The sequence below is a fragment of the Pseudomonas sp. WP18 genome, from assembly GCF_036689585.1.
Taxonomy (GTDB): Bacteria; Pseudomonadota; Gammaproteobacteria; order Pseudomonadales; family Pseudomonadaceae; genus Aquipseudomonas; species Aquipseudomonas chlororaphis_E.
The window spans coordinates 3,987,369-4,000,132 of the sequence record NZ_CP144758.1 but is presented as its reverse complement, the minus strand read 5'-3'; the positions used below and the strand labels follow the sequence as shown (position 1 = coordinate 4,000,132).

13 protein-coding genes are annotated in these 12,764 nt (G+C 58.9%); 4 read left to right on the top strand and 9 right to left on the bottom strand.

What is annotated here, in order from left to right; translation table 11 throughout:
• Window positions 1-10 precede the first annotated feature (10 nt).
• Complete coding sequence (locus V5F23_RS17600) at window positions 11-277, top strand: hypothetical protein (protein WP_123579842.1); 267 nt, start codon at window positions 11-13, stop codon at window positions 275-277.
• 289 nt (window positions 278-566) lie between these two features.
• Here V5F23_RS17600 and V5F23_RS17595 read toward each other — a convergent pair whose 3' ends face one another.
• Window positions 567-1,727, bottom strand: coding sequence for a hypothetical protein (locus tag V5F23_RS17595; RefSeq protein WP_042728933.1), 1,161 nt, complete (start codon window positions 1,725-1,727; stop codon window positions 567-569).
• Window positions 1,728-2,172: 445 nt separating this feature from the next.
• On the opposite strand from V5F23_RS17595, the gene V5F23_RS17590 reads away from it, so the two are divergent.
• Window positions 2,173-3,096, top strand: coding sequence for a hypothetical protein (locus V5F23_RS17590; RefSeq protein ID WP_338495871.1), 924 nt, complete (start codon window positions 2,173-2,175; stop codon window positions 3,094-3,096).
• A gap of 198 nt (window positions 3,097-3,294) precedes the next feature.
• Here V5F23_RS17590 and V5F23_RS17585 read toward each other — a convergent pair whose 3' ends face one another.
• On the bottom strand, window positions 3,295-3,816 hold the full coding sequence (locus V5F23_RS17585) for a DUF4142 domain-containing protein (protein ID WP_042728931.1): 522 nt from the start codon (window positions 3,814-3,816) through the stop codon (window positions 3,295-3,297).
• Window positions 3,817-4,034: 218 nt separating this feature from the next.
• On the opposite strand from V5F23_RS17585, the gene V5F23_RS17580 reads away from it, so the two are divergent.
• Window positions 4,035-4,274, top strand: a complete 240-nt coding sequence (locus V5F23_RS17580) for a DUF465 domain-containing protein (RefSeq protein WP_042728930.1) — start codon at window positions 4,035-4,037, stop codon at window positions 4,272-4,274.
• Between the two features lie 123 nt (window positions 4,275-4,397).
• On the opposite strand, the gene V5F23_RS17575 is transcribed toward V5F23_RS17580, so the two are convergent.
• The 4 genes from V5F23_RS17575 to V5F23_RS17560 form a co-directional block, all read right to left on the bottom strand.
• The gene (locus tag V5F23_RS17575; RefSeq protein ID WP_047739116.1) at window positions 4,398-5,261 is read right to left on the bottom strand and encodes a LysR family transcriptional regulator; all 864 of its coding nucleotides are present in this window, start codon (window positions 5,259-5,261) and stop codon (window positions 4,398-4,400) included.
• A 63-nt stretch (window positions 5,262-5,324) separates the two neighbouring features.
• The gene (locus tag V5F23_RS17570) at window positions 5,325-7,043 is read right to left on the bottom strand and encodes a hydrogenase maturation protein (protein WP_123579843.1); all 1,719 of its coding nucleotides are present in this window, start codon (window positions 7,041-7,043) and stop codon (window positions 5,325-5,327) included.
• A 217-nt stretch (window positions 7,044-7,260) separates the two neighbouring features.
• Entirely contained in the window at window positions 7,261-7,575 is a 315-nt protein-coding gene (locus V5F23_RS17565; protein WP_042728927.1) for an SCP2 sterol-binding domain-containing protein, read from the bottom strand.
• Window positions 7,576-7,626: 51 nt separating this feature from the next.
• Window positions 7,627-8,337: a histidine phosphatase family protein gene (locus V5F23_RS17560; protein ID WP_123579844.1), complete on the bottom strand. Its 711-nt coding sequence runs from the start codon at window positions 8,335-8,337 to the stop codon at window positions 7,627-7,629.
• Window positions 8,338-8,563: 226 nt separating this feature from the next.
• Here V5F23_RS17560 and sohB point away from each other — a divergent pair, with 226 nt between their 5' ends.
• Complete coding sequence (gene sohB, locus V5F23_RS17555; RefSeq protein WP_042728925.1) at window positions 8,564-9,595, top strand: protease SohB; 1,032 nt, start codon at window positions 8,564-8,566, stop codon at window positions 9,593-9,595.
• A gap of 207 nt (window positions 9,596-9,802) precedes the next feature.
• Here the strand turns inward: sohB and V5F23_RS17550 are convergent, their stop codons facing one another.
• The 3 genes from V5F23_RS17550 to V5F23_RS17540 all read right to left on the bottom strand — a co-directional run bounded on the left by V5F23_RS17550 (window position 9,803) and on the right by V5F23_RS17540 (window position 12,705).
• A complete protein-coding gene (locus V5F23_RS17550) occupies window positions 9,803-10,297 on the bottom strand; it encodes a DUF934 domain-containing protein (RefSeq protein ID WP_042728924.1) in 495 nt (164 codons plus the stop codon).
• The gene (locus V5F23_RS17545) at window positions 10,281-11,939 is read right to left on the bottom strand and encodes a nitrite/sulfite reductase (RefSeq protein ID WP_042728923.1); all 1,659 of its coding nucleotides are present in this window, start codon (window positions 11,937-11,939) and stop codon (window positions 10,281-10,283) included. The genes V5F23_RS17550 and V5F23_RS17545 overlap by 17 nt, the downstream gene beginning before the upstream one ends.
• Window positions 11,940-12,486: 547 nt before the next feature.
• Entirely contained in the window at window positions 12,487-12,705 is a 219-nt protein-coding gene (locus V5F23_RS17540) for a DUF2970 domain-containing protein (protein ID WP_024781254.1), read from the bottom strand.
• Window positions 12,706-12,764: the final 59 nt, after the last annotated feature.

The window sequence follows — 12,764 nt, the reverse complement described above, 5'->3', positions numbered from 1 at the left end:
TGAGGTGGCTATGAACGAAGATCCTGCAAACAACCAGCAACAAGGCCAACCGCGCAACGACCCGGCCATCGACCCCCAGGTCCAGCCGACACCCCCGGGCACCCAGCCTGCCAGCCCTGCCGGCACGGACCAGGCCCAAAGCGCGGCGACTGAAGTCGACCAGAAGAACCATCACCAGGACAACGACAACACCTTCAGCCCCGGTTTCAAGCCAGACCCGGACCGGCCTGAACCCGGCGAAAGCACGGATGCCGATATTGATACGGATGGTGGTTAGTTTTTTCGCACAAGAGCGTTCTCACGCTTTGCGTGGGAATGCCTTCGAACAAGGCCCGCCGCGCCGTCACGGACCAGGTCCAGGGCGCGACGAGTGACGTCGACCAGAAGAACCAACACCAGACAACGACAACACCTTCAGCCTCGGTTTCAGGCCAAGCCCTAACCGGCCCGAACTCGGTGAAGCACGGATGCCTGTATTGATACGGATGGTGGCTAGCCAACAAAAAGTCCCGTTTCTTAAACGGCACTTTTGAACCCCGTAAGTCGCCCTCCAGTGGAGTGGAGTTTTATGGAATGGATGACGGTGTCGACAATTCCATTCTATAGCCCGCGCCCGGTGCACCTTCATGTAACGCTGCTTGGATTTTTTCATACAACGCATTGGCCTCGGCGGTCGTGATCGATCGCGAGCAGTCACGTAACACAACCCTCAGTAGAATATTCTCCTGGTCGGGTAACAGCCCGAGTCTTTCAATGGCTTGTGACGGCAACTCGGACGAAATCCATCGGCCCTTGACCTGCATCTCTTCGATCCATCCCGAGCAGTCGCCGGCTGCCTGTAGCATCTTTTCAGTCAATACCTCCTCACTTAACCCTGGCGTCACTGCCACAGATATATCTCGGCTGATCGAAGGTAGACGTGACACTGCATTCCATGGTCGTAAATCATGCATCTGGGCCTGGACCCGTTCATTAGGGTCGCGCAGCAGGCGAATATCCGGGATTCCCTTGCGCAACATGGCCAATCGGTCCAACCCCATTCCCAGCGCCAGACCTCCGTGGCGCTGAGGATCGATCCCCAGTCGTTGCAGCAATGAAGTAGCGATAAGCCCACACTCCAGCACTTCGACAGCAGAGCCATCGTTCATCACATTCACCTCGATACCTCCTTCGGTATAGTGATGCGGGCTGTCGCTATAGATCCAGGGCTTGTCCGGAGTCGCCGCATTGAGAACATCGCCGACCAGGCGCAGAAGATGTTCACGGGATGAGAGTTCCGGCTCTCCCAGCACCCATATATCCATCTGGTGCGGCTCGGCGCAGTGCCAACGATCACGACTGTCGCGACGGAAAGTGATCCCCGGAGCCGCCAGCAATATCAATGCTCCAGGCTTGCGGCTCTGAGCGGCATGCTTCAGCGCAATCGGAATCTGACTGGTGGTTTGCGTACGCAACAGCGAATGCTCATCCACCCAACGCGTGTGCGCGCTGCCTAAAGTTACTTCCGACGGGTCATATCCGAGCAAGCCATAGTTTTCTTCGGCAGATACGACCCTTGGACCACTCTGTATCTGGGCTTGTGGCCAACCGGCGCGGGCCAACCCTTCGAGTACCTCGTTCATGATCAACCGGACCGCATGGGCGGTGGAGTGGGTTTCGGTCAGATCTGCAATGGACAAGGCCTGCTGAAGTGCGGCATCAGTCAGGTATTTTTTACTATCGCTCATTAGTAATGTCCTCCTTTCGAATTGTTTGATTAAGCTTGGGTAGCCAGTAAAAAAACTATCAACCTTAGCTCAGTCAAACAATAAAAGAAGGTAATTTTTTGAATTTTCAGAAGATGATTACAGATGGTTCCTACATAAATATCTGTTTATGTCTTTCGTTCAGTAAAATTAGAATTATTGATTCTAAAAAGATTTGGGAAAGGCATTCCAAAAACAAAATAAATTTGAATTAATGAATTACTCCTTTGCGCTGCAGGGGAGCCCAATAAAAAAGAGGATTAAATATGAAAAAGCAGAAAATTAATCAGGAAAAATTGAACAGGATTACTTCGGGTCCTGAAAATTTTGGATGGGCACCGCTGGCTTGGGCCTATATAGATGATTGATTGCTACTGACTGAGAGGGTGGCATGGACAGGCCACCCTTTTATAAAAGGAAGTTTTTTATGTCAATCACAATAAGTATTCCTAGTCTTTTTGGCGATGAAGAGTTCTGGGTTCTCGCAGATTCAATACCTTTTCTTGATGAATGCTCGCAGCGAGGGCTGAACGCTGCGGATATAAACGAAGTGAAGCAGCTTCCTCTCAATAGTGTGATTTTCTCCTTTAGTAATAGCGCCGCTAAGCTTACGTTGGCACTTGCCCAGTCTACGCAGAAAAAGAGAAGCGTTTTCTGCGCCACTCAGGTCTTCGAACCCTCGTTGCACTGCGCAAATTACAGTTTGAGTTTGCTTCTGAATAGTGATTTTCAGGAAGCTTTAAAAAGGCAGCGGGTGGTTTTGAATATGCTTAATTCCAATTATTTGTTTTTGTTGACCGGCGACGGCTCCACTGGACAGATGGCTCTATCTCCTAAAGCGGAGCCGTACGCATTGATCGCGGAAGATGTCTCTGGTTATTTTATCCATTCTGTTGCGGAATTTTTCGAGGTTCATTATGCCCATATGAATCCTGAGGAGGCTTGCCCATTCTCTTTTAATGGAGTGTTGGAGGTTTCGGGGGTTTTGACTGTGCTGAGAAAACCTAATCCGATACTACCCAAAGATATCGGGATGAGGCTTGGATTGCTATCCGATAAGATTTTTGAGAAGGGAGGTTTATTGGTTGTTGTTGATAACGAAGTTAAATCTTTGCGAGTTGATAATAGGGAGTACATGGAATTATTGACGGTTGCTGCTGGTGCTCGGGGTCTTCGATTGACCGAATTTGCAATTGGCGTAAATAGTGAAATAAAGCCACTCATCGATTACAAAATGAACTCGCAGTTGAACGAAGGTATAGACGGTGTGCACTTGGCTATCGGAGATGGGTCAAGCGGCTATCATATCGACTTTCTCAGCCCTGCTGTCAGCGTCACACCTATTGTTTGATGAAGTAATAACGCGAACGCAGGTATCAGCTAGAGTGGAATAATGTTCAAGCGATAAGATGAGGGGATATTAGAGGCGCCAACCCTATTCAGAATGTTCGCGCAAAGCCGGCTTTCATAAGTGAACCAATCACTAAGCCTTGCAGGCATAGGCCTGCAAGGCTTAGCGGTCATTGCTGAGAGCAAGCCCGGCTTTGTATTACTTACTAGGATGCGCCGCCTGGAGCTTCTTGGCGGCATCGAGATGGTGTTGCAGGTCCGGCAGCATTTTCTGCGCAAATGCCTTGAGTTCGGTGTTGCCGGCCTTTTTGTCGTCTGTCACGGTCTCGGCTTCTTTCTTGAACAGGGCGATGGTTTCTTCGTGGGCCTTCACCTGGTTGTTGGCGTAGGCCGCGTCGAAGGATTCATCACGCATGTCGAGGATCTTGGCCTTGGCCTTTTTCACCAGCGTGGTTTCATCCGGCACTTCAATGTCGTGTTTTTTCGCCAGGGCCATCAGTTCCTGGTTGGCCTTGGTGTGATCGGTGATCATCTTGTTGGCGAATTCTTTCACGTCCGCCGAGGCGCTTTTTTCCAGGGCCAGTTTGCTGGTTTCGATTTCTGCGATACCACCGGCCGCCGCGTTGTCGACGAAGTCGTTGGAAGTGGCAGCCCACGCAGTGCCCATGCTGGTGCTCAAGGCAATGGCCAGGCCGAGTTGACGCAGGGTAAATCCGTCCATAGGTAAGTCTCCGTTGAGGGTGATAGGACGATTGTTTCGTCTCTGTTCAATGGAGGTCTGGGCGCGAATAAAGGTTTGCCTGGAAAGCGTAGCGGCACGACGAACGGTCACCGCTGGTCGGATAGGCGGTCGACAGAACCCCGTCGAGGAGGCCATCCTGATAATCGACGGGCGCCGCAAAAAGCGTCTGCCACCGACCCACCAAAAGGAGGTGTTCCATGCCGGTGTCTCACGATTTGTGCCAGGATCTCAACTGCACAAAAGACCACATCCAGCAAAAACGCAGCGAGAACCCAAGGCTCGACTCGTTACTTCACAAATACTCCCAACTTGATGCCGAGGTGGTCGACGCCGAAAAGCCGTCTTCCCCAGCCCTGTCCGATGACGCCCTGGAGACGCTCAAGAAAAAGCGCTTGTTGATCAAGGACGAGATCGTCGAGCACTTGCAGATGCAGTGACGGATGGCCCCGAAGGCCCCTGCGTTTGCAGGGGCCCTCCTATTGGAGCGGTCTGCCGTCCGAACCGTCGTGGCGAGGGAGCTTGCTCCCGCTGGGCTGCGGAGCGGCCCCCACACAACCCCTTCAGCTCAGCGGATCCCAACGCTGCGACCAATCGCTGCCGGCCCTGACAATTTCTCGCAGCACCTCGAACGCCTGTTGCAACGCGGCTGAATCCCTGTCCCGGGAATAGACGAGGTAGGTCGGGTAATTGAATTCAGGCGCCTTGGGCACCCGTTCCAGGATGCCGCTGTCCAGGTAACTCTGCACGACCCGGGTGCGGAAGTAAGCGCTGCCACCATGCTCCAGGATGTACTGCAAGGCCAGGGGGCCGAGGTTGAAGGTCACGGCAGCCTTGGCTTTGTCGGGGAGCGCCGTGTCGTGCTGGCGGCGGAAGTCGGCGCACCAATCGATGTAGACATAGGGCTCGGGGCGTGCCGCCAAACGCACCATGATCAGTTTTTCTTCCAGCAGTTGTTCCACCTGCAACCGTGGCCAGTATTCGGGCTGGTACACCACCGCCGCGTCCAACAGGCCCAGCTCCAGCTGTTGCAGCAGCTTCTCGCCATCGCGGATGTCCATGCGCAGGGCATGTCCGGGGATCTTCTGGCGCAATGCACCGGCCCAGGCGAGCATCAACGGGTTGCACAGACTGACCTCGCCACCCAGGTGCAGGACGTTGCGATAGCCTTCGGGCAAGGGCAGGTCTCGCCGGGCCGCTTCCCAGGTTTGCACGAGCTGGTTGGCGTAGACCACGAACGCTTCGCCGTCGGCGGTCAGCCGCGCGCCGGCGCGATTGCGCACGAACAGCGCGCAACCGAGCTGGCTTTCGAGTTTCTGCACCCGGGCGGTGATTGCCGTCTGGGTGACGTGCAGTTTCTCAGCCGCGGCAGCGAGGCTGCCGTGGCGGACAATTTCCAGGAAAGTGCGGGCGAGGTCGATGTCCATGTTCAGGCCGGTACAGGGGAAGCGGGCATTGTAAGAGCTGCCACGCTTGCCCGATACCGCGAATCATTGGACGGGTTGGACCCGTTCGGCTCGCGCCCATGGCGCCACCAGGCGTTGCGGCGTGCGGCAGGCGCGGTGCTTGAACACAAAGCGATGGCACTTCTCGGCAAAGCCGTGGCGGTTGTCCACCATGTCGCGACGCATCTGTGCCAGTTCGCCGTCGCGGCAGGCCTGGATCGCCGACAGGCTTCGCTCGGCCTTGCGGACCCGCAGGCTTTCGTAGGCCGGATCGAGCAGGGCGCTGTTGGCCCGTTGCAGCAGCCACAGGCCGAACTCGTCGGGACAGCGCGGGCCGATCTCCTGGACCATGCCGTAGCGCAAGGCCTGGATGGCACTGACGGGCAGGCAGTCCTGGGTGAGTGCGTAGGCCCTGTCCGGGCCAACGGCCCGAGGCAGGCTGTAGGTCCAGTATTCGGAGCCGTACAGGCCCATGGTCGCGTAATGGGGGTTGAGCACAATGTCGCGCCGCGCCAGCACGATATCCGCCGCCAGGGCCAGCATCACGCCGCCGGCCCCGGCGTTGCCGGTCAAACCGCTGACCACCAGTTGCCGGGCGCTGAACAGTTCAAGGCAGACGTCGTCGATGGCCTGGATGTTGGCCCAGGCTTCCAGGCCGGGGTCGGCGGCGGCTTGAATCACGTTCAGGTGCACACCGTTGCAGAAGCTGCCGCGGCCACCGCGAATCAGCAACACCTCGGTATCCCGCGTCTTGGCCCAGCGCAGCGCCGCCACAAGGCGCTGGCATTGCTCGGTGCTCATCGCACCGTTGTAGCACTCGAATGTCAGTTCGCCCACGTGGCCGCATTCACGGTAACGGATGGGTTGGTAAGGCTCGTCGCTGAACGGCTGCCGGGCCAGTGAGTCGTCGAGTACCGGAACGCCCGCGAGCCGTTGGGCCAGCACATGGCGCGCTGGCCGTTTGAACGTCTGTTCGCCGGACTGCGGCTTGAGGCGCAGGGATCCGATCCACAGGCTGGCATCGCCTGTCGCCACCAGCACCGCGTCGTCACGCACGGCCAACAGGTTTCCGGGCACGCCGCGGCGTACATCCAGGTGCGCGTCGTACACATAAAACTGGCCGCCGGCCAGGCTTGCCAGCACGCCCGGCTGGCCGTCGGCGGCGTCGATGCAACGCTTGATGAACGCGCTGTTGTCGTGCCAGCTGAAGGTGCGATCGTCCTGGGTCATATTCGGTTGCAGGCGTCCGACAACTTCACGGCGGCTGTAGTCCAATGGCACCGGGGTGAAACCGTTGAGGTATTTCTGCACGACCTCGCGGACACACTGGATCGCGGCATCGCTGACCGGGCCGTTGTACAGCTCGGATTTGCGCAGGCCTTCGGGCAGGTGGAATTCGCACGTGGCCCAGACCGGTCCGGCGTCCATCTCCTCGACGGCCTGCAGCGCCGTGACGCCCCAGCGCTCGGGTTGGCGCATGAGGGCCCAGTCCAGGGCACTGGCGCCGCGGTCACCGACAATGCCGGGGTGAATGATCACCACCGGCCGCCGCGGATTGCGCCACAGTCGCTGGGGAACGCGGTCCTTGAGAAACGGGCAGATCACCAGGTCGGCGCCGCTGTCTTCGATTTGCTGGCAGACCGAGTCCGGGTCGGTGAACAGTACGACGCTGGGGCGATAGCCGGCTTCGCGCAGGTCCAGCCAGACGCGCTGGGTCAGGCCATTGAACGCGGTCGACAGCAGAATGATCTTCAGTGCAGACATGAAATTCCCTTCCTTGAGAGATGCAGGCACGGGCTCCCGATGAGCCGTCCCTGGCTGATGGAGGCGCTACGTTAGCGGTTGAAGGAGGGGGCGAAGCTGACAGGGGTCAAGGTTGCGTGCGCCGAGAGGCGTTGAGGGGCGCGCAGAAACACGAATCCCGCCATGGGGGCGGGATTCGTTTGCAGGCAGCAGGCGCGTGTTGCGCGCGGGCCTGGTCTTAGCCTGGGAACAGCTCGGACAGTTTCATCGCCAGCATCATGTCGCCTTCGGCGCGCAGCTTGCCGGCCATGAACGCTTGCATGCCATCGGTGCTGCCGTCGACGATGCCTTCCAGGGTTTCGCCGTCCATCACCAGGGTCACCTGGGCGTCCGGGTTCTCACCTTCCTGCAGCTCGCAGGTGCTGTCCTTGACGATCAGCGAGAAGTGCTTGTCATCGTCAATGCGGAAACCGAAGACCAGGTCCAGGCCGGCAGCGGCGGCTGGGTTGAACTTGGCTTTCATGGCTTGTACGGCGTCGGCTACGGAGGTCATGGTGTCGATCCTTATTTGGGTTGTACAGCAAGGGTCTTGGGTAATTCGGCCTCAGCGGAAGGTGATGAGGTCCGGGGCCTTCAGCAGTTGCAGGTGGGCGTGACTGTTGAAGGACGCCAGGGCCACCTCGCGGCCCCTGAATTTAAGCTGGTTGAGCGAGGTGTTGACGATTTGCCAATTCAGTTCGAAGGCCTGTCGGGCCGGAATCCGGGTGATCAGGTGGAGCAGGGCGGTGATGGTGCCGCCGGACGTGAACACGGCGATTTTCTGGCGGTTGTCGGCCTGTTCGAGGATCCGCTGCAGGCCGCCCTGGACCCGCTCGACGAAACCCAGCCAGCTTTCCAGGCCGGGCGGGTCATATCGCCCTTCGAGCCAGCGTTCGATGATCAGCGCGAAGATGCGTTGGAACTCGGCACGGTTCTGCGCGGCGTTGCGCAGGACATCCAGCGCCTCGGGCTCCTGTGTGAGCATGTCCGGCAACAGCGCGCGGATGACCGCATCGGCGTCGAATTCGTTGAAGGCTGCGTCGATTTCCAGCACGGGAACCGGCAGCCCGGCGGCGCTCATCTGGCCCAGGGCACCGGAGGCGGTGTCCTGCTGGCGACGCAGGTCTCCCGAGAGGCAGCGATCGAACACGACACCCAGTTCTGCCAGGTGATTACCCAGCACTTGGGCTTGGCGCACACCGTTGGGCGAAAGGACATCGTAGTCGTCCGCACCGAAGGAGGCCTGGCCATGTCGAATCAGATAGATGCTGCCCACGTCCGCGTCATCCCGGTACGTTGAAGGTTTGGCGAGGTTATGAGGATGACGGTGAGCTGTCAATGAAAAAACATACGCTTGTTTGAAATGTCCGTTGGAGCCTTGTTCGGCCTCGCTCGGACGAAGGTAACCATAGGTTTCTTGGCTGGCCGCGGCGCAGGCGCATGGGTATGCTGGAGGCGTTACGCGCCTGCGTTCAGTGGCGCATTGCATTTAAGGAGTCGCTGTGGAGTTTTTCATCGAGTACGCCGGGTTCCTGGCCAAGACCGTGACGCTGGTGATCGCCATCCTGGTGGTGCTGGCCAGTTTTGCGGCGCTGCGCAGCAAGGGGCGGCGCAAGTCGGTTGGCCAGTTGCAGGTGAGCAAGCTCAACGATTTCTACAAGGGGCTGCGCGAGCGCCTGGAACAGACGCTGCTGGACAAGGACCAGCTAAAGGCCCTGCGCAAGACCGAAGGCAAGACTGAAAAAGCGCAGAAAAAGCAGAAGGCCAAGCCGGCGCCCAAGTCCCGGGTGTTCGTGCTGGATTTCGACGGCGACATCAAGGCGTCGGCCACCGAGAGCCTGCGCCATGAAATCACCGCGCTGCTGACCCTGGCCACGCCGAAGGACGAAGTGGTGCTGCGGCTGGAAAGCGGCGGTGGCATGGTCCACAGCTACGGCCTGGCCTCGTCGCAACTGGCGCGGATCCGTCAGGCCGGCGTGCCGTTGACAGTCTGCATCGATAAGGTGGCGGCCAGCGGCGGCTACATGATGGCCTGCATCGGCGAGAAGATCATCAGCGCGCCTTTCGCCATCCTGGGGTCCATCGGCGTCGTCGCCCAGTTGCCCAACGTCAACCGCCTGCTGAAGAAACATGACATCGATTTCGAGGTGCTGACCGCTGGCGAATACAAGCGCACCTTGACGGTGTTCGGCGAAAACACCGAGAAGGGCCGGGAGAAGTTCCAGGAAGACCTGGACATCACCCATGAGCTGTTCAAGAACTTCGTCTCCAACTACCGTCCGCAACTGGCCATCGACGAAGTGGCGACCGGCGAAGTCTGGCTGGGCGTCGCGGCCCTGGGCAAAGGCCTGGTGGACGAGCTGAAGACCAGCGACGAATACCTGGCCGAACGGGCCAAGGGCGCCGAGCTTTACCACCTGCACTACGCCGAGCGCAAAAGCCTGCAGGAACGCATCGGCATGGCGGCCAGCGGGTCGGTGGACCGGGTGCTGTTGAGCTGGTGGAGTCGCCTGACCCAGCAGCGGTTCTGGTAATCCACCAAGCCTGCTCTCGCCACTACCATGTGGGAGCGGGCTTGCCCGCGAAAGCGGTGGGTCAGTCGACATCCATTTTGCTTGTGCTGACAGCATTCGCGAGCAAGCCCGCTCCCACAGGGAGCGAGGTGGTTTGAAGAGCCTCGTCCACCCATGAAAAAGCCCTGGACCAGTCACCCGGTCCAGGGCTTTTTTATTGCTTGAGGCTCAGCGACGACGAAACAGCGGCAGCGGTTCGTCAGTGGCGGCCTGGTAGGTCACCGAGAAGTCCTTGAGGCTTTCAAGGGCTTCGTACGGGTCCTTGTCGGCGCGCAGGGCGAAGGCGTCGAAGCCGCAGCGGCGCATGTAGAACAACTGGTCGCGCAGCACGTCGCCAATCGCCCGCAGCTCGCCCTTGAAACCATAGCGGTCACGCAGCAGGCGGGCGTTGGAGTAGCTACGGCCGTCGGTGAACGCCGGGAAGTTCAGCGCAATGACTTGCAACTGATTGGCGTCATCACCGATCTCTTCCGCTTCTTCGTCGGCATCCAGCCAGACACCAAGGCCGCCGTCGCGGGCCTTGAGGGCATGCGCATGGTCGCGCCACAGGGCCAGGGGCACGATCAGGTCGTCGCAGTTGGAGATACCGTCGAGGGTCGCATCCTTGGGCAGCAGGTGCCAGGTCTCGTCGATGACCTCGTTGTTCTTAATGATTCGCTGCATAGACGCGTTCCTTGAAGAGGTCGATACCAATACGTTGGTAAGTGTCGATGAAGCGCTCGTCTTCGGTCCGTTGTTCAACGTACACGTCGATCAGCTTCTCGATCACGTCAGGCATGTCGTCCTGGGCAAAGGACGGGCCGAGGATCTTGCCCAGGCTGGCGTCGCGGCTACCGCTGCCGCCCAGGGAGACCTGGTAGAACTCTTCGCCTTTCTTGTCCACGCCGAGGATGCCGATGTGGCCGACGTGGTGGTGACCGCACGCGTTCATGCAACCGGAAATGTTCAGGTCCAGCTCGCCGATGTCGAACAGGTAGTCCAGGTCATCGAAACGACGCTGGATCGATTCGGCGATCGGGATCGACTTGGCGTTGGCCAGCGAACAGAAGTCGCCGCCCGGGCAGCAGATGATGTCGGTCAGCAGGCCGATGTTCGGTGTGGCGAAACCTTGTTCGCGCAGCTCGCCCCAGAGGGTGAACAGCTGAGTCTGTTCAACGTCCGCCAGGATGATGTTCTGCTCGTGGGAGGTACGCAATTGACCGAAGCTGTAGCGCTCGGCCAGGTCGGCCACGGCATCGAGCTGCTTGTCGGTGATGTCGCCCGGCGCGACGCCGGTCGGTTTCAGCGACAGCGTCACCGCGACGTAACCTGGCTTCTTGTGGGCCAGGGTGTTGCGGCTGCGCCAGCGGGCGAATCCTGGGTGTTCCTTGTCGAGGGCGGCGAGCTCGGCATCCTGGTTGCCCAGGGCCTTGTACTGCGGATCGACGAAGTGCTTGGCGACGCGATGGACTTCGGCTTCGGTCAGGGTGGTCTGGCCGCCGCGCAGGTGCGCCATCTCGGCTTCGACCTTCTCGGCGAACACTTCAGGCGTGAGGGCCTTGACCAGGATCTTGATCCGCGCCTTGTACTTGTTGTCCCGACGACCGTAGCGGTTGTACACCCGCAGGATGGCGTCCAGGTAGCTCAAGAGGTCCTGCCACGGCAGGAACTCGTTGATGAACGCACCGACCACTGGCGTACGCCCGAGGCCACCGCCCACCAGCACCCGGAAGCCCAGTTCGCCGGCGGCGTTGTAGACCGTTTCCAGGCCGATGTCGTGGACCTCGATGGCGGCGCGGTCCGAGGACGAGCCGTTGATGGCAATCTTGAACTTGCGCGGCAGGTAGGCGAATTCCGGATGGAAGGTGGTCCACTGGCGGACGATTTCGCACCACGGGCGCGGGTCGATCAGCTCATCGGCGGCGACGCCGGCGAACTGGTCGGTGGTGACGTTGCGCAGGCAGTTGCCGCTGGTCTGGATCGCGTGCATCTGCACGGTCGCCAGTTCGGCCAGGATCTCAGGCACGTCTTCCAGGGCTGGCCAGTTGTACTGGACATTCTGCCGGGTACTGATATGGGCATAGCCCTTGTCGTAGTCGCGGGCGATCTGGGCCAGCTTGCGCACCTGACGCGAGGTCAGTTGGCCATAAGGCACGGCCACACGCAGCATCGGGGCGAACCGCTGGATATACAGGCCATTCTGCAGGCGCAGAGGGCGGAATTCTTCTTCGCTCAGCTCGCCTGCCAGATAGCGTCGGGTCTGATCACGGAACTGCTTGACGCGGTCCTCGATGATCCGCTGATCGTACTCGTCATATACGTACATATAAGTCTCGGTCTCAGGCTTGGGCCGATCAGAAACAGCTGCGTGTTGGCTCGCTGGAATCGGGTTCTGCCTCGGCAATTCTGCGCGCACGGCCGCGCACTCCTAAAGGAGCCGGTGCAAGATACCTGTTTTGAGTTATGCGCAAAAGTGATGTTTGAGTATATGTAAAGAACCAAATGGCCTAATGAGATCTATCGGCGCGTAACCCACATTTGTCGTATGGGCAATCATCGTCTTAACTGTGGTCGAGTCTTTCTGCAATCACCTAAAAAACCGACAAGAGGCGATGCAATGAGCAATCCGACCAAAGCAAGGAAAAGCGACAGTACTGTCGATGCCTGGGCCATTCTGTTCCTGATTATCCTGGTGGTGGGCACCGCGGTTTTCTGGGTCAGCCATCAGTAATCGATCGACTATGCGATGAAAAACCTGTGGGAGCGGGCTTGCTCGCGAAATGCGGTATGTCAGCCAACATTCATATTGACTGAATCACCGCATTTCGCGAGCAAGCCCGCTCCCACAGAAGGGTGTGGTGGCTGGGGGGGCGCTACAACCCCGCCAGGTGCACCACCAGCTTGACGATGCCAAACAGCGTCAGGGCGAAGATCACCGTGAAGGCGATGCCCAGTATCACGAAGTGACTCGGTTTGCCGTGGGTGAAATCACGGGCGCGGTTCTTGCCGCTTTGCACGCCGAAAGCGGCGGCCAGCACGCTGTGCATCATCTGCAGCAGGGTCGGCGGCTTGTTGTCGACTGGATCGTCCATAAATCTCTCGTCTGCCATGGGTCTGGGACAAGCATAGACAACCCGTGAAAAAAAGGATC